The sequence below is a fragment of the Burkholderia sp. Ed8 genome (genome assembly GCF_040761425.1).
Taxonomy (GTDB): domain Bacteria; phylum Pseudomonadota; class Gammaproteobacteria; order Burkholderiales; family Burkholderiaceae; genus Burkholderia; species Burkholderia seminalis.
The window spans coordinates 1,708,094-1,731,575 of record NZ_CP142885.1; the positions used below are offsets into that span (position 1 = coordinate 1,708,094).

General features: G+C 70.2%; 21 protein-coding genes. 5 read left to right on the top strand and 16 right to left on the bottom strand.

Features of this window, described 5'->3' with window-relative positions; all coding sequences use genetic code 11:
* Positions 1 to 30: 30 nt before the first annotated feature.
* Genes VXM69_RS07820 through VXM69_RS07845 form a run of 6 tightly spaced genes read right to left on the bottom strand, consistent with a single transcriptional unit; the run spans position 31 to position 6,184 of the window.
* The gene (locus VXM69_RS07820) at positions 31 to 1,215 is read right to left on the bottom strand and encodes a cytochrome c (protein WP_367188368.1); all 1,185 of its coding nucleotides are present in this window, start codon (positions 1,213 to 1,215) and stop codon (positions 31 to 33) included.
* Between the two features lie 50 nt (positions 1,216 to 1,265).
* On the bottom strand, positions 1,266 to 2,081 hold the full coding sequence (locus tag VXM69_RS07825) for an ABC transporter ATP-binding protein (protein ID WP_034191522.1): 816 nt from the start codon (positions 2,079 to 2,081) through the stop codon (positions 1,266 to 1,268).
* Positions 2,075 to 3,166 (bottom strand): ABC transporter permease, encoded by a 1,092-nt coding sequence (locus VXM69_RS07830; RefSeq protein ID WP_069705320.1) that lies wholly within the window; start codon positions 3,164 to 3,166, stop codon positions 2,075 to 2,077. Before VXM69_RS07830 ends, VXM69_RS07825 begins: the two co-directional genes overlap by 7 nt.
* Positions 3,167 to 3,170: 4 nt before the next feature.
* The gene (locus VXM69_RS07835) at positions 3,171 to 4,205 is read right to left on the bottom strand and encodes an ABC transporter substrate-binding protein (RefSeq protein ID WP_034191520.1); all 1,035 of its coding nucleotides are present in this window, start codon (positions 4,203 to 4,205) and stop codon (positions 3,171 to 3,173) included.
* A 30-nt stretch (positions 4,206 to 4,235) separates the two neighbouring features.
* Positions 4,236 to 5,075, bottom strand: coding sequence for a class II aldolase/adducin family protein (locus tag VXM69_RS07840; RefSeq protein ID WP_034191519.1), 840 nt, complete (start codon positions 5,073 to 5,075; stop codon positions 4,236 to 4,238).
* A gap of 23 nt (positions 5,076 to 5,098) precedes the next feature.
* Positions 5,099 to 6,184: an LLM class flavin-dependent oxidoreductase gene (locus VXM69_RS07845; protein ID WP_049032552.1), complete on the bottom strand. Its 1,086-nt coding sequence runs from the start codon at positions 6,182 to 6,184 to the stop codon at positions 5,099 to 5,101.
* A 214-nt stretch (positions 6,185 to 6,398) separates the two neighbouring features.
* Here VXM69_RS07845 and VXM69_RS07850 point away from each other — a divergent pair, with 214 nt between their 5' ends.
* Positions 6,399 to 7,733, top strand: coding sequence for an acyl-CoA dehydrogenase family protein (locus VXM69_RS07850; protein WP_226227573.1), 1,335 nt, complete (start codon positions 6,399 to 6,401; stop codon positions 7,731 to 7,733).
* 61 nt (positions 7,734 to 7,794) lie between these two features.
* On the opposite strand, the gene VXM69_RS07855 is transcribed toward VXM69_RS07850, so the two are convergent.
* Complete coding sequence (locus VXM69_RS07855; RefSeq protein ID WP_185733047.1) at positions 7,795 to 8,769, bottom strand: LysR family transcriptional regulator; 975 nt, start codon at positions 8,767 to 8,769, stop codon at positions 7,795 to 7,797.
* Positions 8,770 to 8,786: 17 nt separating this feature from the next.
* On the opposite strand from VXM69_RS07855, the gene VXM69_RS07860 reads away from it, so the two are divergent.
* Both VXM69_RS07860 and VXM69_RS07865 read left to right on the top strand, forming a co-directional pair.
* Positions 8,787 to 9,353, top strand: coding sequence for a cysteine dioxygenase (locus tag VXM69_RS07860; RefSeq protein WP_034191515.1), 567 nt, complete (start codon positions 8,787 to 8,789; stop codon positions 9,351 to 9,353).
* A gap of 99 nt (positions 9,354 to 9,452) precedes the next feature.
* Entirely contained in the window at positions 9,453 to 11,078 is a 1,626-nt protein-coding gene (locus VXM69_RS07865; protein ID WP_367188369.1) for a rhodanese-related sulfurtransferase, read from the top strand.
* A gap of 43 nt (positions 11,079 to 11,121) precedes the next feature.
* On the opposite strand, the gene VXM69_RS07870 is transcribed toward VXM69_RS07865, so the two are convergent.
* Entirely contained in the window at positions 11,122 to 12,264 is a 1,143-nt protein-coding gene (locus VXM69_RS07870) for a glycerophosphodiester phosphodiesterase (RefSeq protein ID WP_059556467.1), read from the bottom strand.
* Between the two features lie 374 nt (positions 12,265 to 12,638).
* On the opposite strand from VXM69_RS07870, the gene VXM69_RS07875 reads away from it, so the two are divergent.
* Positions 12,639 to 13,703 (top strand): phytoene/squalene synthase family protein, encoded by a 1,065-nt coding sequence (locus VXM69_RS07875; RefSeq protein WP_367188370.1) that lies wholly within the window; start codon positions 12,639 to 12,641, stop codon positions 13,701 to 13,703.
* Positions 13,704 to 14,180: 477 nt separating this feature from the next.
* On the top strand, positions 14,181 to 15,398 hold the full coding sequence (locus VXM69_RS07880) for a porin (protein WP_049034896.1): 1,218 nt from the start codon (positions 14,181 to 14,183) through the stop codon (positions 15,396 to 15,398).
* Between the two features lie 89 nt (positions 15,399 to 15,487).
* Here the strand turns inward: VXM69_RS07880 and VXM69_RS07885 are convergent, their stop codons facing one another.
* The 8 genes from VXM69_RS07885 to VXM69_RS07920 form a co-directional block, all read right to left on the bottom strand.
* Positions 15,488 to 16,978, bottom strand: a complete 1,491-nt coding sequence (locus VXM69_RS07885; RefSeq protein ID WP_367188371.1) for an efflux transporter outer membrane subunit — start codon at positions 16,976 to 16,978, stop codon at positions 15,488 to 15,490.
* Between the two features lie 10 nt (positions 16,979 to 16,988).
* On the bottom strand, positions 16,989 to 18,143 hold the full coding sequence (locus VXM69_RS07890; protein ID WP_059556470.1) for an ABC transporter permease: 1,155 nt from the start codon (positions 18,141 to 18,143) through the stop codon (positions 16,989 to 16,991).
* Positions 18,140 to 19,087: an ABC transporter ATP-binding protein gene (locus VXM69_RS07895; protein WP_034191508.1), complete on the bottom strand. Its 948-nt coding sequence runs from the start codon at positions 19,085 to 19,087 to the stop codon at positions 18,140 to 18,142. Before VXM69_RS07895 ends, VXM69_RS07890 begins: the two co-directional genes overlap by 4 nt.
* The gene (locus tag VXM69_RS07900; protein ID WP_367188372.1) at positions 19,084 to 20,049 is read right to left on the bottom strand and encodes an HlyD family secretion protein; all 966 of its coding nucleotides are present in this window, start codon (positions 20,047 to 20,049) and stop codon (positions 19,084 to 19,086) included. The genes VXM69_RS07895 and VXM69_RS07900 overlap by 4 nt, the downstream gene beginning before the upstream one ends.
* Complete coding sequence (locus tag VXM69_RS07905; protein WP_034191506.1) at positions 20,046 to 20,744, bottom strand: TetR/AcrR family transcriptional regulator; 699 nt, start codon at positions 20,742 to 20,744, stop codon at positions 20,046 to 20,048. The genes VXM69_RS07900 and VXM69_RS07905 overlap by 4 nt, the downstream gene beginning before the upstream one ends.
* 210 nt (positions 20,745 to 20,954) lie before the next feature.
* A complete protein-coding gene (locus VXM69_RS07910) occupies positions 20,955 to 21,374 on the bottom strand; it encodes a cupin domain-containing protein (protein WP_049032703.1) in 420 nt (139 codons plus the stop codon).
* 10 nt (positions 21,375 to 21,384) lie between these two features.
* Positions 21,385 to 21,822 (bottom strand): carboxymuconolactone decarboxylase family protein, encoded by a 438-nt coding sequence (locus VXM69_RS07915; protein WP_049032701.1) that lies wholly within the window; start codon positions 21,820 to 21,822, stop codon positions 21,385 to 21,387.
* 94 nt (positions 21,823 to 21,916) lie between these two features.
* Entirely contained in the window at positions 21,917 to 23,401 is a 1,485-nt protein-coding gene (locus tag VXM69_RS07920) for a PLP-dependent aminotransferase family protein (protein WP_367188373.1), read from the bottom strand.
* Between the last annotated feature and the right edge of the window lie 81 nt (positions 23,402 to 23,482).

Below are 23,482 nucleotides of genomic sequence, written 5' to 3' on the forward strand. Positions count from 1 at the left end.
GAGTTCGGTTGGAAGAACGGGTTCAGGGATTCAATGCGGGAGCCCGGCCTGCACGTCGCGCACGGGTTCGGTGTCGACGCGCAGCAGCAGGGCGGTCAGCGCGTCGCCGCCGGCGGCCGGCACGGTCGGTCGTGCCGCCGCACTCGAGCGGCACAGCAGGTCGGCATCCGACCAGCCGGCGCTGCCCGGCAACGCGCGCGCCCGCAGCCAGCCTCGGCGATCGGCGAGCAGTTGCGTGCCGCCGAGCGCATCGGGCGCGATGCCGGCAATCGTGGCGAACGCGCGCCACGTATCGGGCGTCGTCGCGACGCAGTTCGCGCGCGTGCCGATCGAGGGCGCCGCGACGGACGCGCCGCGTTCGGTGACGAGCAAGGTTTGCCAGCGCGCGTCTTCCGGCGGCGGCGTCGCGCCCGGCGCGAGCGCGACGATCCGCACGCGCTGGCCTTCGCGCCAGCGATCGAGCGGTTGCGGCGCGGCGTCGCCGCAGCGCACGTCGAGCGCCGGCAGCGGGACGGGCACCGGCCATGCGCCTTCCGCCTGCGCGCCGCTGCCCGCGGCCAGCGCCTTCAGGTAGTCGAGCACGGCCCACGTGTCCTGCGGGCCGAGTGTCGCGGCGAACCCGGGCATCGTCGACGCGCCGTGCTCGTCGCGTGTGCCGTGCCGCACGCGCCAGAACAGTTCGCCGTCGAGGCGCCGCGCGAGCAGCGTGCCGGCAAAGGTCGGCGGCCAGTGCGCGAGCGTGGCCGCGAGCGGCCCTTCGCCACGGCCGTCCGCGCCATGGCACGCGGCGCAGTGTTGCGCATACAGGTGCGCGCCGCGCATCACGCTCGATACGGAAAACGGCGCGGGATCGCGCTGGAAGCTCGTCGGCACGGCCGGCGCGAGCCACAGCGGCGAAGGCGGCCACGGCGCGAACCACGCGACGGCCAGCGCGGCGAGCGCGGAGGCGACACGCCGCCTGCGCGAAACGAGCGCGATGCAGGCGAGCACGACCGCCAGTGCCGTCGCTGCGCACGCGAACGCGAGTTGCCGCGTCAGTCCGGCATCGATGCGCAGCGTTTCGAGCGCGATACGGTGCGCCCATGGCCACGCGCCCTGACCGTCCGCGTCCGCCGTCAGGCCGAGCGCGTGCAGCACACGTGCCAGCGCGATTTGCGCGCGATACAGCAGTTGCAGGAACGCGATCGCCCAGTTGGAGAAGAGCGGTGCGTTCATCGCACGCGCCAGAGCCGGGCGGCGACCGGACGTCGAACGGCACCCGCCATCTACCAGCTCGCGTCGAGTCCGAGATGCCGCAGCGCGTCGTGGCGCAATTCGGCGAGGCGCGGGTCGCCGCGATGGCGCGGGTAGGGCAGGTCGACGTGCAATTCGGCGACGATCCGTGCCGGGCGGGGACCGAACACGATCACGCGCTGCGCGAGGAACAGCGCTTCCTCGACGTCGTGCGTGACGAGCAGCGCGGAGAAACCGTCGCGTTGCCACAGCGCGGTCAGCTCGGCCTGCATCGTGAGCCGCGTCAGCGAATCGAGCTTGCCGAGCGGCTCGTCGAGAATCAGCAGGCGCGGATCGTTGACGAGCGCGCGGGCGAGCGCGACGCGTTGCGCCATCCCGCCGGACAGCTGATGCGGGAACACGTTCGCGAAGTCCTGCAGCCCGACGCGCGCGAGCGCATCGTCGACGCGATGCTGCGCGGTGCGCGCCACGCCGCGCGCTTCGAGGCCGAGTGCGACGTTCGCGCGCACGCGCCGCCACGGGTACAGCGTCGGGTCCTGGAACACGACGATGCGCGACGGATCGGGGCGCTCGATCGGCACGCCGTCCTGCGCGATGCGGCCTTGCCGTGCCGCGTCGAGCCCCGCGACGAGGCGCAGCAGCGTCGATTTCCCGCAACCGCTCGGGCCGAGCAGCGCGACGAATTCGCCGGCCGCGACCGACAGCGTGACGTCGTCGAGCACCGGCAGCGCACCGCCGGGCCCGTCGAACGCATGGCTCACGCGGCGAATGTCGATGCGCGCGCCGCGTGGCGCGGTGACGGCGGGTGCGGCAACAACGGGGGAGTCCAGCACGGCGGCGCTTACCATTTGACGGTTCCTTTCTGCCACGCGAGCACACGGTCGCGCACCGCGAACAGCAGCGCGATCAGCCCGGAAAACAGCAGCGCCATCACGATCAGCGCCGCATACATGTTCACGTACGACGCCCAGCCCTGCGCCCAGCTCAGGTACCAGCCGAGCCCCGACTTCACGCCCATCATTTCCGCGACGACCAGCACCGTGAACGACGCGCTCAGCCCCATGAAGATGCCGACGAACACGTGCGGCAGCGCGGCCGGAATCGCGACGCGCAGCACGAGGAAGCGCGCGTTCGCGCCGAGCGTGCGCGCGACGTCGTAGTACTGCTTGTTGACGCTCGCGACGCCCGACCACGTGAGCACCGCGACCGGGAAGCCGGTGGCGAGCGCGATCAGGAACGCGGCGGCCGAATAGCTCGACGGGAAGAAGTAGAACGTGAGGGGCAGCAGCGCGGTGGCCGGCACGGGGCCGAGCACGCGCAGCACCGGATGCACCCAGTAGCCGATCCGGCGCGACCAGCCGATCGACACGCCCACCGCGAAGCCGACCGCGACGCCGTACGCAAACCCGAGCGCGAGCAGCCTCAGCGTATTGCCGGCGCTGCCCGCGAGTCGCGGCCAGTCGTCGACGTAGACCTCGATCAGCGCCTGCGGCGGCGCGAAGAACGGCGTCGGCAGCCAGCCGGTTTTCGCGGTGACGATCTCCCACGCGGCGAGCACGAGCGGCAACGCGACGAGCCACGGCCCGGCCGGGCGTACGCGGGCGAGCCGCGTGCGCGTGGCGGGGACGAGATGGCCGAGCGTCGCGGCGGCGAGCAGCAGTGCGGCGATCGTCCACGCGGCCGTGCCGAACGTGTCGGTGTACGCCCAGTCGCTGAAGCCGACAATGCGGTTCGGCCACAGTTGCGTGAGCGCGCCGAGCGCGGCCCACGCGAATGCGGCGACGATCCCGGTCGGCCAGAGGCGAGCGCGGCGCGCTTCGGCGGCCTGCGTGGCTTCGCAGGCCGTGCAGGCGACGCGCGCGGACGGGGCGGCACTGCCGCCGGCAGGTGCCGGCGCAGTGCGGGTGGCGGAAGCGTGTTCGATCGTCGACATCGCGTTACCCCAGTACGTTGGCGTAGACCTGCTGCGCGAAGCGCTGCGGGTCCGTGCTCTTCTTCAGCACGCTGATGCGGCGGAAGTCGTCCGCATAGAATGCGATCTCCTGCTGCAGGTCGACGTTGGTCGGGTGATGCGTATAGGTGAGCGTCGCGTACAGCTTGCGCAGATCCTCGGGGTCGATCTTCGGCGAGTATTTCGCGAACACCTTCGCGGCTTCGTTCGGGTTGTCGTGCGTGTATTCGGTGGCCTGCACGATCGAGCGCGCGAGTGCGGCGGCCGACGGCCGGTCGTTGCGGACGAGATCGCCGCGCGCGCCGATCACGCAGCACACCTTGCGCGCGTATTCGCCGGACAGGTTCGTCGCGAGTTCCGTGTACGCGCCGTTGCTGCGCTTCTCGAGCAGATAGAGGTTCGGGTCGCCGTCGGCGATCGCGTGAATCTCGCCCTTGTCGACCGCGACGCCGAGCAGGTCGGCCGGATACTGCCGCCAGGTGATGTCGCGCTCGGGATCGATCCCGTTCTTCGCGAGCAGGATCGAGAAGAAGTGCTTGCCGGGCGCGGCCAGATCGCTGACGCCGACCGTCTTGCCCTTCAGCGCCTGCAGCGTCGTGACGCCGGCCGCCTTCGCGCCGAGCAGCCGCACGCAACCGCCGTGCGAACTGCCGATGATCTTCACGTCGAAGCCGGCTTCGAGCGGCTTGAGCCAGCGGTGGATCATCCCGACCGCCGCATCGGCCTTGCCGGTCGCGATCGATTCGAGCAGCTGGTCGGTCGAGCCGCTGTAGTTGATCAGCTCGACCTTCAGGCCGTTTTTCTCGAAGAAGCCGCGCTCCTGCGCGACGACGATCGGCGTCAGGCAGAACGCGTTCTGGTTCCACGCGAACGTGAGCTTCTTCAGCGGCGGCGCGGACCATGCCTTGCGGCCGAGCGTGATCGCCGGCGCGGCGAGCGCGGCGGCGCCGGCCGCGCGCAGCAGCCGGCGGCGTTTGTCGTCGTGCGCGCCGGCGGGCGCGGGTGCGGTGGTGTGGGTCATCGTCTGGTCTCCGGTCTTGCGGAAAGGCGCTCAGTCGAGCAGGTCGGGTTCGTCGGCGAGGACGCGCGCGAACAGGCTGTCGAACGCATGCAGCGCACCGTCGGGGCCGCCGATCTGGCCGTGCGTGTGGCGCGCGGTGGCGTGATCGATCGGCTGCGGCGTGCCGGCCGCTTCCGCCAGCAACTGCGTGTGCGCGACGTTGTCGAGCGCGATGTACCACCATGCGGCGGCCTCGACCGTCGGGCCGGCCGTCAGGATCCCGTGGTTCTTCAGGATCACGCCCTTGTGCGTGCTGCCGTCCGGTTTCGCGAGCGCATCGGCGATCCGTGCGCCTTCGCTGGTATCGACGACCATCCCCGTGAAATCGTCGAACAGCGCGTGATCCTCGTAGAACACGCATGCGTCCTGCGTGAGCGGATCGAGCGGACGGCCGAGTGTCGACCACGCCTTGCCGTAGGTCGAGTGCGTGTGCGCCGCGGCGACGACGTGCGGATGGGCTTCGTGGATCGCCGCATGGATCGCGAATGCGGCCTTGTTCAGCGGCCGCGTGCCGATCGCGGTCTCGCCGCGGGCATTCACGAGCAGCAGGTCGGACACCTTGATCTGCGAGAAATGCACGCCGAGCGGGTTCACCCAGAAGTGATCGGGCAACTCCGGATCGCGCGCGGTGATGTGGCCGGCGAGGCCCGACGCGAAACCGAAGCGCGCGAACAGGCGGAACGCGGCCGCGAGCCGCTCCTGCCGGTGGCGGCGTTCGGCGGCGACGTCGGTGCGCGGCGCGGTCGGGTCGAACCAGAAATGCTGGCGTGGCGCTTCGGCGAGTTCGAGGCCCGATGCGGTGCGCACGGGCGAGGACAGGACGGCGGACATGATGAGGTATCGCTCCGTTGGGCTCAGGCGGCGCGACGTGCGGCGTCGCGGGCGGCGACGGCGCCGCGCACGCGCGGAATCAGTTCGCGGCCGTAGTCGATCGCGTCTTCCAGCGGGTCGAAGCCGCGGATCAGGAAGGTCGTCACGCCGAGGTCGTAGTAGTCGAGCAGCGCATCGGCGACCTGCTCGGGTGTGCCGACGAGCGCCGTCGAGTTCGAGCGTGCGCCGGTGAGCTTCGCGATCTCGGTCCACAGCCGCTTGTCGACGCGCGAGCCGCGATCGGCTGCGGCAAGCAGGCGGCGCGCGCCTTCACTCTGCTGCGGGCCGCCGGCGCCGAGGCCGGCCGCTTCGCGCAGGCGGCGCGTTTCGTCGAGGATGCGGTGCGCGCGCGCCCACGCTTCGTCTTCGGTCGCGGCGAGGATCGGGCGGAACGACACCGAGAAGCGCACCTGCCGGCCGTGCTTTGCGGCTTCGGCGCGCACGCGGGTGGTCAGGTCGCGCACCTGGTCGAGCGACTCGCCCCACAGCGCATAGACGTCCGCGTGCTTGCCGGCCACCGCGAGCGCGGCTTCCGACGCGCCGCCGAAGTAGATCGGCACATGCGGCTGCTGGAACGGCTTCACTTCCGAAAAACCCTGCGTGAACCGGTAGTGCGCGCCGTCGTGATCGAACGGCTGCGCTTCGGTCCAGATCCGCCGAAGGATGCCGAGGTATTCGTCGGTGCGTGCATAACGCGCGTCATGGTCGAGGAAATCGCCGTCGCGCTGCTGCTCGCTGTCCGAGCCGCCGGAGATGAAGTGCACGGCGAGCCGGCCGCGGCTGAACTGGTCGAGCGTCGCGATCTGCCGCGCGGCGAGCGTCGGCGCGGTGAAGCCCGGACGATGCGCGAGCATGAAATGGATGCGCTCGGTCGCGGCCGCGGCGAACGCGATCGTGAGCGTCGCCGACGGGCCGGTCGAATGGTGCGGCACGAGGATCCGGTCGAAGCCGGCCGTTTCGTGGGCGCGCGCGAAGTCGCGCACGTAGTCGGGATCGACCACGGGGCCGGACGCCGGGTGGATTTCCGACTGCTTCTGGCTCTGGATCATGCCGATGAATTCGACGCTCATCTGGGTCTCCGGTGCGGGGATGTCCCGGCGCACGGCCGGGCAGGAATGGAGCGCAGGTTAACGCCGGGATCATGCGGAACGGAAATAATCAATCCCGATTTGAATATCAGATTTGCATGGTTTGGGCCGGATTGCGTTACGCATACGCTGTGGGCTCGTGAATGATCGGGCGCGCGTTGGCGCCGTGTTTGCACTCCCCAGGGAATCCGTCTCGATGTCCGCTAGCCTTGCCGCTTCCTCGCCGTCACCGCAGCCTGCGCTGCGTCTCCTGCCTGCCGACCCGGCCGACGATGCGAACGACGCACGCGTCGCCGCGCTGCTCGACCGCCTCGCGCCCGACCTGGCCGCCGATGCGGCCCGCAACGACGCCGACGGCCGTTTTCCGCACGAGAACTTCGCGCGGCTGCATCGCGCGGGGCTGATCGCGCAGGTCGTGCCGCGCGAGCATGGCGGCGCCGGTGCAACGCTCGCGCGGGCGAGCCGGATCGTGGCCGCCATCGCGCGGGCTGATCCGGCGACCGCGCTGGTGCTGACGATGACCTATCTGCAGCATCGCGCGCTCGGCCGCGCCGACAACCGCTGGCCGGCCCCGGTGCGGCGCGCGGTGTTCGACAGCGCGGTTGCGCACGGCGCGCTGATCAACGCGCTGCGCGTCGAGCCGGCGCTCGGATCGCCGTCGCGCGGCGGGCTGCCGGCCACCATCGCGCGCCGCGACGGCGACGGCTGGCGGCTGTCCGGCCACAAGCTCTACAGCACCGGCATTCCGGCACTGCGCTGGCTGGCCGTGTGGGCGCGCACCGACGAACGGGAGCCGCGCGTCGGCGTGTTCCTCGTGCCGCGCGACCGTGACGCCGATGGCGAGCGCATCCGCGTGATCGAAAGCTGGAACCACCTCGGCTTGCGCGCATCGGGCAGCCACGAAGTCGTCTTCGACGACGTGCGGCTGCCGGCCGATCACGCGGTCGACGTGCGTGCACCGGGAGAGTGGGCCGTGTCGGCCGCGACCCATGCGGATGCCGACGCGCAGGCCGACCAGCAGGCGTGGATGGTCGTGCTGCTCGGCAGCCTGTACGACGCGGTCGCGCGGGCGTCGCGCGACTGGCTGGTCGAATTCGCGACGACGCGTGCGCCGAGCGGGCTCGGTGCGCCGCTCGCGACGTTGCCGCGCGTGCAGGAAGCGGTCGGCGAAATCGAGGGCTGGCTGCACACGAACCGCGTGCTGCTCGACGATCTCGTCGCGCGCACCGATGCGGGCAATGCGCCGTCGGTCACGACGAGCGGCCTCGTCAAGCGAACCGTGACCGAGCACGCGATCCGCACGGTCGAGCAGGCGTTGAAGCTGTCGGGCAATCATGGGCTGAGCCGCGCCAATCCGCTCGAACGCCACTATCGCGACGTGCTGTGCAGCCGCGTGCATACGCCGCAGGACGACGCGATCGCGGTGGCGGCGGGGCGGGCAGCGCTCGACGCGGCGAGCGCGAGCGACACGACGGCCGGGGCGGGCGCAGCGCCACGCGACGACGCCGAACGCGGTCGACCCGATGCGTGAGCGCGGCAGGGTTGCCGCGCAGGGAAACCGGGCGGCGCGCAGCAGGCGCCGCCCCGTCCGATCAAGCGGCCTTGCCGTGCGACTGCTCGGGTACCGCGAACGCCGTGCGCGCATGCGCGGCAACGGCCGCGAGCGGCGCGTCGAAGCGGGCCGCATCGTGCCGGCGCAGCAGCCACAGATCGATCTGCGGCTTGAAATCGGCGAGCGGCACGATGTCGAGCGCGTCGCGCAGCGGGCTGCCTTCGACGAGCGGCAGCGGCATCAGCCCGATACCGAAGCCGTTCGCGACGCTCTGCAGTTGCAGGTCGCGGCCGTAGGCGTCGAGCGTGACCGGCATCGGCAGGCCCTGCGCGTCGAGCGCGCGCCGCAGCCCCGCGCGAAAGCCGCAGCCGTCGGGATTGAGCACCCAGCCGCGCGCGTGGCAATCGGCGAGCCGGTAGCTGCGGCGCGGCCAGTCGCCCTTGCGGCCGACCGCGACGAGCCGCGTGGCCAGCAGCCGTTCGCCCTCGACGTGCGCCGGCAGCACCATCTCGCGTGCGAGGAACACGAGCGCCGCGTCGAGTTCGCGGCGCGCGACGCGCTCGACGAGCGCGCCGCCCCAGGCCGTCGCGACCTGGGTCGCGAGCGCCGGCCACTGCGCGGCGAGTTCGGCGATCAGGGCGGGCAGCATCAGTTCGCCGAGTCCCTGCGTGAGCCCGAGCCGGAATTCGCCGGCGGGCGGCTGCTCGCCGGCCGTCAGCTCGCGCAGCGCATCGACCTCGCGCAGGATCGCGCGACACTGCTCGAAGACCCGCCGGCCGATGTCGGTCGGGCGCGGCGGCTTCGTGTTGCGGTCGAGCAGGGTCACGCCGAGCGCTTCCTCGAGATTCTGGACGCGCCGCGTGATCGCGGGCTGCGTCATCCCGAGCTCGGCCGCGGCCTGGCTCAGGGTCTGGCAGCGGACGACCGCTGCAAAAGCATCGATATCGCTAATTTTCATGTTTGTTCTGCATGGTCTTTCGGGTGCATCATGACGATCCATCATATTCGGCATCATATTCGAGGAGACGGCCGATGAGTACGCTTTCGTTGCAGCAGACGCCGCTGCGTCCGTTCGTCGACGGTCTGGGCACGCTGCTCGCGTCCGGCGCGAACGAGGCGCGCATTCTCGACGAGGGCGGCGCGCTGCTCGCCGCCCTCGTCGAACACGACGACTGGTTGCCCGACGCGTTCGCGCAGCCCGATCCCGAGCGCTATCGGCAATACCTGCTGCATCTCGACCCGGACGAGCGGTTCTCGGTCGTCAGCTTCGTGTGGGGGCCCGGCCAGACGACGCCGATCCACAACCACACGGTGTGGGGGCTGATCGGGATGCTGCGCGGCGGCGAGTTCTCGCAGCCTTACCGGTTCGACGCGGCAGGCAAGCCGGTGCCGGCCGGCGACGCCGTGCGGCTGGCGCCGGGCGAGGTCGAAGCCGTGTCGCCGCGCATCGGCGACGTGCATCGCGTGACCAACGCGTTCGCCGATCGCGTGTCGATCAGCATCCACGTGTACGGCGCGAACATCGGCAAGGTCGAGCGTGCCGTGTTCCTGGACGACGGCACCGTGAAGCCTTTCGTGTCGGGCTATTCGAATGCCTGACGCGGAGCCCGTCGGCGCGGCCCGTGCGGGCATGCGCCGGCAGCACCCGGATCGACCCGTTTCGCTTTTTTCACCGACTTCAACGTTTTCAGAGACATCGTGACGCAATCCGCCGATTCCCTTTCCCGTTTTCCCGTCGCGTCGTACCAGGAGGTGCGCGCGCGGCTGCTGGCCCGCGACGAGCTCGCGCTGATCGACGTACGGGAGGAAGATCCGTACGCGCAGGGCCATCCGCTGTGGGCCGCCAATTTTCCGCTGTCGAAACTCGAACTCGACGCGTGGACGCGGATTCCGCGCCGCGATACGCCGATCGTCGTGTTCGGCGAAGCGGGCGGCGAGGATCTCGCGCCGCGCGCGGCCGAGAAGCTCGCGCAGCTCGGCTACACCGACGTGCGGTTGCTCGACGGCGGTCTCGCCGGCTGGCTGGCCGCGGGCGGCGAACTGTTCATCGACGTGAACGTGCCGAGCAAGTCGTTCGGCGAATGGGTCGAGGCCGAGCGTCATACGCCGTCGCTTTCGGCGCAGGAGGTGCAGGCGCTGATCGATGCGAAGGCCGACGTCGTGATCGTCGATGCGCGCCGGTTCGACGAATACCAGACGATGACCATTCCGACGTCGACGAGCGTGCCGGGCGCGGAGCTCGTGCTGCGCGTGCGCGCGCTCGCGCCGGATCCGGCGACGCAGGTGGTCGTCAACTGCGCGGGCCGCACGCGCAGCATCATCGGCACGCAGTCGCTCGTCAACGCGGGGCTGCCGAATCCGGTCGCGGCACTGCGCAACGGCACGATCGGCTGGACGCTGGCCGGCCAGACGCTCGAGCATGGCGCGGCGCGCCGCTTTCCGGACGAGATCGACGCGACGCAGCGCGCGCAAGCGCGCCAGGCCGCCCGGGCGGTGGCCGAACGCGCCGGCGTGCCGCGGATCGCGCTGGCCGACGTCGCGGCGCTCGACGAGCCGGGTCGCACGCTGTACCGCTTCGACGTGCGCACGCCGGAGGAATACGAGGCCGGCCACCTGCCGGGCTTCCTGAGCACGCCGGGCGGCCAGCTCGTGCAGGAGACCGATCATCACGCGGCCGTGCGCGGCGCGCGGATCGTGCTCGCCGACGACGACGGCGTGCGCGCGGACATGACCGCGTCGTGGCTCGCGCAGATGGGCTGGGACGTGCGCGTCGTGGAACCGGCCGGCGCGGCGGCGTTCGGCGAGCGCGGCCAGCCGCCGCGCGACGTGCCGGCGACGCCGCCCGCGACCGAGGTGTCGCCCGCGACGCTCGCGGGCTGGCTGAAGGAAGCGGCGCCCGGCGAACTCGCGATCGTCGACGTGACGGCCAGCGCGAATTACGTGAAGCGCCATGTTCCGGGCGCGTGGTTCGCCGTGCGTGCGCAGTTGCGTGACGCGCTTGCCGCGATCCCGCCGGCGAAGCGCTATGTGTTCACGTGCGGATCGAGCCTGCTGGCGCGGTTCGCTGCGGACGATGCGCGCGCGCTGCTGCCGGCGTCGGCCGGCATCTCGGTGCTGACCGGCGGCACGGCCGCGTGGATCGACGCCGGACTGCCGCTCGAAAGCGGCGAGACGCGTCTCGCGTCGCCGCGCGTCGACCGCTACCGGCGCCCGTACGAAGGCACCGACAATGCGGCCGCCGCGATGCAGGCGTATCTCGACTGGGAATACGGGCTGGTCGACCAGTTGAAGCGGGACGGCACGCACCACTTCAACGTGATCTGACCGATACGGTGCGACCGGGCGCGCCGCGCCCGGTTCGCGCGTGTCAGCGCTTGAACGTATCGACGGCCGTGCGGCCGACGGCCGGATCGTCGGTGAAGAAGCCGTCGATACCCGCGCGCAGGTACGCCTGGATCTCGCGCACCGAGCCCGCCGTGTTGCGCGTGGCCGGCGTGCCGCCATCCTTCAGCGACGCGGGCAGGAAGTTGTTCTCCGGGCGGAACGTGTACGGATGCACGACGAGGCCGGCCTCGTGCGCGTCGCGCACGTACGGTGTCGGCTGCTGCAGCGTGCCGTCCGCGGCGACCGCGATGATCGACGTCTTGTACGGCCCCACGCCGTTCGCATAGGTCGCGATCTCGCGCATGCCGTCGCGCGTCGACAGGTCGCCGTAGGTGCGCTTGTCGTTCGCCTTCACGAAGTCGTACGGGCGCTGGCCGGCTTCGTCCATCAGCTGCACGAGCTTCCAGTTCGGCTGGGTCGACTTGATCCGGTTGCGGATCGTCTTCAGGTTCGCGACCTCGAACGACTGGATGTAGACGGTCGCCGTGCGCGACGTGTAGGTATCCTTCAGCAGCGCGTCGACGAGACGGTCCTCGAGCGGCAGATTGATCGACTGGAAGTAGGTGGGATGCTTGGTTTCCGGATACAGGTGGATCGTGCGGCCGGTCTGCGCGGACATCTGCTTCGCAAGCGCGACGATCTCGTCGAACGTCGGGATCTCGAACTGGTCGTTGTACGCGGTGTTCGCGGGGCGCACCTGCGGAATGCGCTCGCGTGCGCGCAGCGTCTTCAGTTCGGCGAGCGTGAAATCCTCGGTGAACCAGCCGGTCAGCTGCGCGCCGTCGATCGTCTTGGTCGCCTTGCGGCTCGCGAACTGCGGCAGCGCGGACACGTTCGTCGTGCCCGAGATCTCGTTCTCGTGGCGCGCGACGAGCACGCCGTCGCGCGTCGACACGAGGTCGGGCTCGATCACGTCCGCGCCGTCCTCGATCGCCTTGCGGTACGACGCCAGCGTGTGTTCGGGGCGCAGCGCGCTCGCGCCGCGATGGCCGACCACCTGGACCTTCGCGGAAATCGGCTGGGCGGGATCGCGCGTCAGATCGTCGCCGCCGCACGCGGCGAGCAGGAACGCGGCGGCACAGGCGAACGGGACGTAGCGCGGAGAGGTCGGGCGCTTGAAGAGCATGTCGATGAACCTTCGAAACGGGAGTCGGAAAAGGGGCGGTCGGTCCGTCGGCGCGGCAGGGGGCCGTGCCACACGGGATCGAGCGGTGCGCGATCGTCGCACCGAATAATTACATATGTATTACTTCGACCTTTCCATTCTGCTTTTTCAGGTCGCGATGCGCGTGGCGGGGGCGTCGACGATGGCCTGGCGGGCGCCGCGATCCGGCCGCCGCCGGCGGCCCGCGCGCCGGATGCACTAAACTTGCGGGAATTTTGCATCGCCGCGCCGGGGCGGACGCCCGCCTGACGCGACGATGCGGCGACTCGCGGCCGGCGCGGGCGCCCGGCGCCCGTGGGCGTCCGGGGCCCGCGCCGGCCGATTTTCCCCGACCCATGACGACTCGAACCGATTCCGCCTTCCTGCTCGGCGACCTGCTGAAGAACGTTTCCCGCTCCTTCTACCTGACGCTGCGCGTGCTGCCCGACGGCATGCGCGACCCGGTCGGCCTCGCGTACCTGCTCGCGCGCGCGGCCGACACGATCGCCGACACCGCGCTCGTCGCGCCCGATCGCCGTGCGGCGCTGCTGACCGGCCTGCGCGACGAGATCGAGCGCCTCGGCGACGGCGTGGCGTTGTCGCGCGCGCTCGAGGACGTGACGCGGATGCAGACCGATTCGCACGAGCATGTGCTGCTCGGCTCGATGGTGCCGATGCTCGCGCTGTTGCGCGCGCAGCCGGATGCGGATCGCGCGTCGATCCGCAAGGTCGTCGCGACGCTCACGTCGGGGATGGAATTCGACCTGCGCACGTTCCCCGACGAGCAGTCGGGGCAGGTCGCGTCGCTGCCGACGCGCGACGCGCTCGACCGCTACACGTACCTCGTCGCCGGCTGCGTCGGCGAGTTCTGGACCGACATGACGGGCGCGCACACGCGCGCCGCGCGCGGCTGGGACCTGCCGGACATGCGCGGGAAGGGCATCCGGTTCGGCAAGGCGCTGCAGATGACCAACATCCTGCGCGACTGCGCGAAGGACCTGCGCATCGGCCGCTGCTATCTGCCTGACGACGTGCTGGGCGCGCACGGGGTGAGCGTGGCCGACCTGATGGAACCGGACGCGTCGGCGCGCGCGCGCGGCGTGCTGGTCGACCTGTTGCGCGTGACGCTCGACCAGTATCGCGACGCCTGCCGGTACACACTCGCGATCCCGCGCCGTTTCGTGCGGCTGCGGCTCGCGTGCCTGTGGCCGATCATGATCGGCCTCGAAACGCTCGAGCTGCTGGCCGGCCACGATGCCTGGCTCGATCCGGCCAAGCAGGCCAAGGTGCCGAGAAAGCGCATCTACCGGATCATGGCGTCGTCGCTCGCGCTGGTCGGTTCGAACGCGGCGATCCGGGCGCGCACGACCGCGCTGGCGGACGCGGTGGCCGCGCGGCTCGCCGGCCCGGCATCGCGCTGACACGCGCCGGCGCGGCGCGCCGGCATCCCCTTCGGCCCGCGTTCGCCGGGCCCGTCCTGTCCGATTTTCCCCACACGAACTGAAACGTTTTCATGATTTCGTTTCGCGAAACATGGGTGTCATGAACGTCAGCGATCCTGCGCGGCGGCGTGAATCGCGGCGTCAGCTGCGATCGCGCATTTGTAAGATGATTTTTTGCCGAAGGCGTCTGACAACATCGGACGGTCGTGTTGCACCAGTAAAAATGTAAAGCTAGGGTTTTCACCGGGAAATGCCGGAAAGGCCCACCGCGTAAGCGTTTTCAGGTGTTATGTAACCGCTTGGTGAACCCGCGCGTTGCGTCGATCATACGATGACCGACTGCACATGTTGGGAAACGATTGGTAATCCGTCAGAATCGCGTCGGCATGTACTCGCACATGTGTCAGTCATAAAACCACACCAGAAAAGAAATCATTCTTTGAGGACGGAGAATCAATGAAAAAGCGCGTCGCTTTCGCCATGACGGCAGTGGGCCTTGCAGCCGCTACCGCCGCCCACGCCCAGAGCAGCGTGACCCTGTACGGTATCGTCGACAACGGTATCGCTTGGCAGAACAACTCGTCGAGCACCGGCGCGGTCTCGGGTGGTCACTCGAAGGTGCAAATGTCCACGGGCGTGTGGGCAGGCAGCCGCTTCGGCCTGAAGGGCAGCGAAGATCTCGGCGGCGGCACGAAGGCGATTTTCCAGTTGGAAGCCGGCGTCAACACGGCTAACGGCTCGTCGCAGTGGACCAACGGCATCTTCACGCGTCAGGCATGGGTCGGGATGACCAACGCCACGTACGGTACGCTGACGGCCGGCCGCCAGTACACCGCGTACTACACGCTGCTGTCGCCGTACAGCCCGACGACCTGGCTGACCGGCTATTACGGCGCGCACCCGGGCGATATCGATTCGCTGGATACCAGCTACCGCGCGAACAACTCGCTCGTCTACATGTCGCCGAAGTTCTACGGCTTCACGGTCGGCGGTTCGTACTCGTTCGGCGGCGTGGCAGGCGCGACGAACCGCGGCTCGACGTGGAGCGCGGCGATCCAGTACCTGAACGGCCCGGCAGGCATCGCGGTCGGCTACCAGAAGGTCAACAACGCGACGCTGGGTGGCGGCGCGTGGGGCGCGAACTCGACGGTCCAGAACGGCCTGACGGCAACGGGCGACGGCAACCAGCCGGCAGTCTCGTCGATCAACAACGGCTACGCGACCGCGCAATCGCAGCAACGTGTCGCCGTGACGGCGGGCTACCAGTTCACGCCGGCATGGGACATTTCGGCGTCGTACTCGAACGTCCAGTACACGCCGGGCGTCGGTTCGTCGTTCCGCAACACGGCGATCTTCAACACGGCTGGCGCCGTGCTGCACTGGAAGGCAGCGGCTCAGTGGGACTTCGCGGCGGGCTACTCGTACACGGCGGCAACGCAGTCGAACGGCATCACGAGCTCGGCCAAGTACCACCAGGTCACGCTGTCGCAGTACTACAGCCTGTCGAAGCGCACGGGCCTGTACGCGGTCGAGGCTTACCAGCACGCCAGCGGCAACACGCTGAGCAAGACTGGCGGCGTCCAGGTGGCCACGACGTCGATCGGCGACGGCGTGGGCGCAGGTTCGAAGCAGAACCAGATCGGCGTCGGCGTCGGCCTGATCCACCGCTTCTGATGTCGCGCGGCGCGCGAGCGCCGCTTGCGGCATGCGGTACGAAAAAACCGGCCTTCGGGCCGGTTTTTTCATGGGTGCTGCCGTCTCGTTCATTTCACCGTCTCGTCCGTCCAGTTCCCCGCCAGCGCCTGGAACAGCGCCGCCGTATCGGCCAGCCGGTCGGCCTGCGCGCGCGTGCGGTCGAGCGCCGTCTGCAGCGCCTGCCGCTGTGCATCGAGCAGCTCGAACGTGCCGATCCCGCCCGCCATGTAGCGGTCGCCGGCAATCGCATGGGTGGCGGCCGCTTCCCGTGCGGCCGTGTCCCGCGCCTGCAAGGCGGCCGCATCGTGTTCGACCGCGCGCATCGCGTCGGCCACCTGTTGAAGCGCCAGCAATACGGTTTCCCGATAACTCGCGAATGCCGCGTCGTAGGCCGCCTCCGCCGCGCGCTTTCTCGCGCGCAGTTCGCCGCCGTGGAAAAGCGGCTGCGTGAGACCGAGGCCGACATTCCATACATTGAGCCCGCCGACGATATCCGCGATGCGCGTGCGCTCCGAACCGATTCCCGCCGAAATCGAGAAACGCGGATACAGGTTCGCGGTGGCCACGCCGACGTTCGCGCTCGCCTGATGCAGCACGGCTTCCGCCGCGCGGATGTCGGGTCGTTCGCGGGCGAGCGTCGACGGCAGCGCGACGGGCAGCGCGCGCGGCAGCGCCAGCGCATCGAGCGCGAGTTCGGGCAGCACGGCATCCGATGGCGCCGCGCCGAGCAGGATCGCGAGCCGGTGGCCGGCCTGCCCGAGGCGGGCCGCGAGCGGCGGCAGCGACGCCTGCGTCTGCGCGAGCAGCGCGCGTTGCGCGTGCACGTCGGCTTGCGACACGCCGCCTGCCGCATAACGCGCTTCGACGATGCGCAACTGCCGCGCCTGCGCGTCGACGAGCTGCCGCGTGAGCGCGACCTGTTGCGCGAGCGAGGCGCGCAGGATCGCGGTGGCGACGACGTTGCCCGCAAGCGTCAGCCGTGCGGCGTCGAGCGTGTAGGCCTGATAGTCGACCTGCGCACGCAGTGCTTCGAGCGCGCGCCGGTTGCCGCCAAACACATCGAGCGCGTACGACACGCTGACCGACGCGTCGTACAGCGTAAACGGCCCGGGGTTCGGCACGTTGGCCGGCAGCCCGAACGCGGTGGTATCGACTTGCTCGCGCGTGGCGGACAGGTTCGCGTCGACACGCGGCAGCATCGTCGCGCCGGCTTCGGCCGCATGGTTCTGCCGCGCTTCGTCGAGCCGCGCGCGGGCTTCGGCGAGCGTCGGACTGTTTTGCCACGCGGTGTCGACGAGCCGGTTCAACGGTTCGGAGCCGAACCGTGTCCACCAGCGCCGCGGCGTGTGGTCGGCCGACGAGAAAATCTGCGCGTCGCCGGCCGGGCCGCTGGCGGCGGCCGTCGTCGCGGGCAGCTCGCCGCGCGTGTACTGCCGCGCGGCCGGTGCGGCGGGCGGGCGGAAGTCCGGCCCGACCGCGCATCCGGCGACGAGCAGCGCCGCGGCGGCCAATGCGCAGCCGGCGGCAGTGCGGAAGGGGTGATGCGGGGCCGGTGTCATCGCATGCGGCCTAATCGAGCGTGCGCCGGTAGAAGCGCAGCGCGACGCCCATCACGACGACGGTGAACAGCGCGACCGGCCACACGGACGGCCACAGGTCGGCCCAGCCGTTGCCTTTCAGCAGGATGCCGCGCACGAGGCGGTTGAAGTAGGTGAGCGGCAGCAGGTTGCCGATGACCTGCGCCCACTTCGGCATGCCGGCGAACGGGAACATGAAACCCGACAGCAGGATGTTCGGCAGGAAGTAGAACACCGCGAGCTGCATCGCCTGCAACTGGTTCTGCGCGAGCGACGACAGCGTGATGCCGACCGTCAGGTTCGCGGCGATGAACAGCAGTGCCGACAGGTACAGCGCGAACACGCCGCCGACGAACGGCACGTCGAACACGAAGCGCGACGCGGCGACGATGATCGACACCTGGATCAGCCCGATCAGCACGTACGGGACGATCTTGCCCGTCATCACCTCGAGCGGCCGCACGGGCGTCGCGAGCAGGTTCTCCATCGTGCCGCGCTCGCGTTCGCGCGTGATCGCGAGACCCGTCATCATCACCATCGTCATCGTCAGGATCACGCCCATCAGGCCCGGCACGACGTTGTACTGCGTGATGCCTTCCGGGTTGTACAGCCGGTGCAGCACGACGTCGAACGCGGCCGGGCGGCCGTTCAGGTGCGCGAGCGGCCCCGTCAGGTCCTTGTTGGCGACCGGTTGCACGAGGCCCGGCAGCGCGCCGATCGCCGACGCCGTGGCGACGGGGTCGGTCGCGTCCGCCTCGACCAGCAGCGCCGGGCGCTCGCCGCGCAGCAGCCGCCGCGAGAAATCGGCCGGCACGCTCAGCACGAACTGCACGTCGCCGCGTGCGAGCGCACGGCGGCCGGCCGCCTCGTCGGGCAAGGTGTCGACGATGTCGAAGTACGCGGAATTGCGCATCGCGGCGATGAAGCTGCGCGCGAACGGGCTGCCGTCGGCGACGATCACGGCGGTCGGCAGGTGCTTCGGATCGGTGTTGATCGCGAAGCCGAACAGCGCGAGCTGGATGATCGGCACGCCGACGATCATCGCGAAGGTCACGCGATCGCGGCGCAGCTGCAGGAACTCCTTCAGCACGATGCTCCACCAGCGCGCGACCGAGAACGATTCACGCAGGCCCGCCCACGCGTTCATGGCGACACCCGGCCGGGCGGCGCGGACGCGCGGCCCATCATGTAGATGAACACGTCCTCGAGCCCGGTGTCGATCGGCACGACCTGCAGCGGCGTATCGCGGGCGACCTGTTCGAGCGTCGCGTCGAGCCGCGCGCGGTCGCGGCCGCTCACGTGCAGCGCCGAGCCGAACACGACCGTCTGGTCGACGCCCGGCATCGTGCGCAGCCGCGCGGACAATTCGGTCAGGTGCTCGCCGGCGATCGCGCGGGTCGCAAGCCCTTGCGATGCGACGATCTCGGCCGACGTGCCCTGCGCGAGCAGTTCGCCGTACGCGATGTACGCGAGCTTGTGGCAGCGCTCGGCCTCGTCCATGTAGTGCGTGCTGACGAGCACCGAGATCCCGCGCGCGGCGAGCCGGTGCAGCTCCTCCCAGAAATCGCGGCGCGCGGCCGGGTCGACGCCGGCGGTCGGCTCGTCGAGCAGCAGCAGCTCGGGCTCGTGCAGCATGCACGCGGCCAGCGCGAGGCGCTGCTTCCAGCCGCCCGACAGCGCGCCCGTGAGCTGGTCGGCGCGGCTCGCGAGGCCGAGCCCGTCGAGCGCGCGCGCGACGGCCGCCTTGCGGTCGCGCATCCCGTACACGCGGGCGACGAAGTCGAGGTTCTCGCGGATCGACAGGTCTTCCCAGTAGGAGAAGCGCTGCGTCATGTAGCCGACGCGCCGCTTGATCTGCGCGCTGTCGCGCACGATGTCGTAGCCGAGGCAGGTTCCGCTGCCCGCATCCGGCGTGAGCAATCCGCACATCATCCGGATCGACGTCGTCTTGCCGCTGCCGTTCGGTCCGAGAAAACCGAAGATCTCGCCGCGCGCGACGCGCAGCGACACGTCCTTCACGACGTGCTTGTCGCCGAACCGCTTGTTCAACCGGTCGACGTCGATCGCGTACGGGGCGGGCGGCGCGTTCATCGCACGCTCACGGCGACGGGCTGGCCCGGATGCAGCTTCGGCGCATCGGCGGCGGCGGGGCGCGCCTCGATCATGAACACGAGCTTGGTGCGGCTCTCGTTGCTGTAGATCACGGGCGGCGTGTATTCGGCCTCGCTCGACACATAGGTGATGCGCGCGGGCACGTCGGCCGCGCAGCCGTCGCAATGGATCGCGACCGTGTGCCCCGGCGCGAGCGAGGCGATGGCCGCTTCCGGCACGAAGAAGCGCACCTTCAGGTTCTGCGGCGGCAACATCTGCACGACCGGGTTGCCGGCCTGCACCCATTCGCCGACGCGGTACAGCGTGTCGTACACGCGTCCGGCGCCCGGCGCGGCAACGCGCTTCTGGTCGAGCTTCCATTGCGCTTCGGCCACGGCCGCCTGCGCGGCGTCGACCTGTGCGGCTTGCGCGGCGACCTGTTGCGCGCGGCCCGGCAGGCGCGCGACGTCGACCTGCTTTTGCAGCTCGCGCATCTGCGCGGCCGTCGTCTGCGCGGCCGTGCGCGAATCGTCGAGTTGCTGCTTCGACAGGCCGCCGGCCGCGTACTGGCGTTCGTCGCGCGCGAGTTGCGCGGCGGCCCGCGCAGCTTGTGCGCTGGCCTGCGCGAGCTGCGCCTGCGTGACGGCGATTTCCGGCGGACGCTTGCCGGTCTGCAGGTCGGCCAGCTGCGCGCGTGCGGCCTCGAGCTGATGCTGCGCCTGGCGCAGCGAGGCCGTTTCGCTGACGGCTTCGAGCGAGAACGCCGGCGTGCCGGCGGCGACGGCCTGACCCCGCTCGACCGCCAGTTGCGTGAGCGTGCCCGACTGCGACGACGACAGGTACACGAATTCGCCTTCGACATAACCCTGGTAGGTCGTGCCGCTACCCGTCGAGCGTTCGCAGCCGGCGAGCAGTGCGATCGCGGCGGCCAGCGCCGGCAGGCGCGAGCGGGTCGCGTTCACGATGGCCTCCGCGGCGACGGGCCGCGTGCGCGCGGCGCGGCCGCGGGCGGCTGCATGCCCGAGCCGAGCAGCGCGCGCACGTGCCGGTGCAACGTGTCGCGGTCGATCGGCGGCAGGCCGCGCGCGCTGTGCCACAGCTTCGCGGTGGCGAGCGGCAGCATCACGAGCGCGATGATCGAGTGGAACAGGAACGCCGGTTCGAGCGCCGGATTCAGCGTGCCGGCCTGCTGCGCGGCGCGAATGCGTTCGGCGAAGCCGCCGATATGGTCGAGCGGGATGCGCCGGACCATCCGCTCGCGCAGCAACCCGCCTTCGTGGACGATCTCGCGCAGCCAGATCGACGGCAGCCACGGCATGCGGTGCGTGACGTCGAAGAAGCGGTCGACGAGTTCGGCGACGAGCGCGAACGGATCGTTCTCGATCCGCGGTTCGGTCGGCCGCCACACGAACGCGATGACCTGCGCGAGCCGCTCCTCGACGATCGCGTCGAGCAACTGCTCGCGGTTCGTGAAGTAGTAGTGGACCATCGCCGACGTGACGCCGGCGGCCGCCGCGATCTGCGCGACCGTCGTCGCGGCGATGCCGCGCTCGGCGAACAACGCGATCGCGACGTCGAGCATATGGCCGCGCAGGTCGAAATCGTCCACCGACGGGCGGCGCCCGCGCGGCCTGGCGACGGTGGCTTTCGCGTTCATGAAATCGACGCTAATTGATGAGTTAGTTAATTTCAAGGAAGGGTTTTCGCCGCCCTTGATCTCGATCAGGCGTGCGTCGAATCCGGCCACGGACGCGCGGGGCGCCACGTCGCGGCACGCAGTGCGCCGCCGGTGGCATGTAGGGAGCAGTTAACGGGGAAAGGGCGAGCGGGCGCGCGCCAGCGGTAGCGCACGCGCCCCGCCAAGGGGTTACCGATCGATCGGCGACTTCAGCGGTTCGTGCTCGCCGGTCAGGCCGAACACGACGAGCTGCGCGGGCTCGGTCGCGCTTGCGTTGCGCGACACCGGGTGGCGCGAGCCGGGTGCCTCGTACCAGCCCTCGCCGGCGCGGTAGCGGCGCAGCGGGCCGTCGTTCACCTGCGACAGCACTTCGCCTTTCGACACGACGGCAAACACCGAGCCGAGGTGCCGGTGTGGGGCGGACGCCTGGCCGGGCGCATAGTCGACGGTCGCGACGACGACGCGCTTGCCGGGCGCTTCGGGCACGGCCTGCTGCATGATCGCGTGAACGCTGTCGCCGGCATCGTGCGCGAAGGCGGCGGCCGGCAGCGCGGCGCCGAGCACGAGCGCGGCGCCCAGAACGGTGCGATGGAGCGGGGAGCGGGTCATTGCCGGTTCCTTACTCGGGCATCTTGCGGAACGCGATCGCGAAGCGGTTCCACGTGTTGATCGTCGCGATCAGCATCGACAGGTCGAACAGTTCCTCGTCGGTGAAGTGCGGCTTGACGGCTTCCCAGACGGCGTCCGGCACGTGGTTGTCGGCCACCAGCGTCAGCGCCTCGGTCCATTCCAGCGCCGCGCGTTCGCGCTCGGTGAAGAACGGCGTTTCGCGCCACACTACGACGGTCGCGAGACGGCGGTCGGTTTCGCCGCCCTTGCGCGCGTCGGTCGTGTGCATGTCGACACAGAATGCACAGCCGTTGATCTGCGACGCGCGCAGGCGGACGAGTTCGGCGAGCGGCTTCTCGATCGAGCTCTTCGCGATGAAGTCCTCGGCGTTGCGCATCACCTTGATGGCGTTCGGGCTGGCGGTATAGAAGTTCAGGCGCGGTTGCATGGCAGGTCCTTTTGGTGGGTGGCGCCGGGGCGGCGCGACAGGACCCACTTTACGAAACCGACTGGCCTGCTTGAATAGCCAATTCCGTGGAAATTCAGGTAACCAGTGATGGTCCGCCGGCCCCGCCCGCGCCGAGCAGCCCGGCCAGTTTCGCGAGCGCCGTGTCGATGCGCAGCGCGTCGATCCCGCCATAGCCGAACAGCAGCCCCGCGCGCACCGGCACGCCGACGTGAAACGCCGAGATTCCGTACAGGCCGATGTCCTGCGCACGCGCCGCGCGGACCAGTGCCGCTTCGTCGAGGCCCGGCTTCAGGTGCGCGGCGAGGTGGATGCCGGCGGTCGGCACGATCGCGTCGAACCACGGCGCGAGTTCGCCGCGCAGATGCGCGATCAGCATCTTGCGTCGCGCGTCGTAGTGCTTCTGCACGCGCTTCAGGTGCCGGGCGAAATCGCCTTCGAGCATGAAGCGCGCGAGCGCCGCCTGCGTCAGCGTGCAGGTGTGCCAGTCGACGATCTGCTTCGCCTTGGCCAGCGCGCCGCGCAGCGCGCGCGGCGGAATCGCGTAGCCGATCCGCAGTTCGGGAAAGATCGTCTTCGAGAACGTGCCGACGTACGCGACGAGGCCCGTGCGGTCGAGGCTCTTCAGCGATTCGACCGGCCGGCCCTCGAAGCGGAATTCGCCGTCGTAGTCGTCCTCGATGATCACCGCGCGGCGGCGCTGCGCCCATTCGAGCAGCGCGATGCGCCGTTCCAGCGTCATCGGCATCCCGAGCGGGAACTGGTGCGACGGCGTCACGTAGACGAGCCGGGTTTCGTCGGGCAGGCGGCCGGTGACGAGGCCGTGCGCGTCGACCGGTACGCCGATCACGGTCGCGCCGAGCGATGCGAACGCGGCGCGCGCGGGCGGATAACCGGGATCCTCGACCGCGACCACGTCGCCAGGCCGCACGACGACACGCGCGAGCAGGTCGAGCGCCTGTTGCGCGCCGTGCGTGACGAGCACGTCGTCCCAGCCGCACGCGACCGCGCGGCTGAACGCGACGTAGCGCGCGATCGCGCCGCGCAGCTGCGGGTCGCCGGCCGGGTCGTGATACTGGCCGCGGCCGCGCGCCTGCTGGCGCAGCGCGTGATGCAGGCAGCGCCGCCATGCGTCGAACGGGAACAGCGTCTTGTCGGTCACGCCGCCGCGGAAGTCGAAGCCCGGCGCATCCTGCGGCGCGGGCATCGCGAGCGCGTCGGGCAGGTCGTTCCACAGCGCGCGGGCGTCGACCGCATCGACACGCGGCGTGGCGTCGACGATCGACGGCGCCGGCATCGCCGCCGCGTGCGGCACGCGCGCGAGGCCGTCCGCGACGAACGTGCCGTCGCCCGCGCGCGTAGTCAGGTAGCCCTCGGCGACGAGGCGCTCGAACGCGTCGAGCGTCGTCTTGCGCGACACGCCGAGCTGTTTCGCGAGATCGCGCGTCGACGGCAGCCGCGCGCCGCCTTCGAGGCGCCCGTCGACGATCGCCGTGCGCAGCTGCCGGAAGATCTGCCCCGTCAGGTCGTGACGGCCTTCGATGCGGATCGCGATGTCCATCGCAGTGGTTACCTCGATCGTGACGATTCAATGCCGATCAGGATACCGGAAGTCGGCGGACGGATCGGCAGCGTGCCGGCG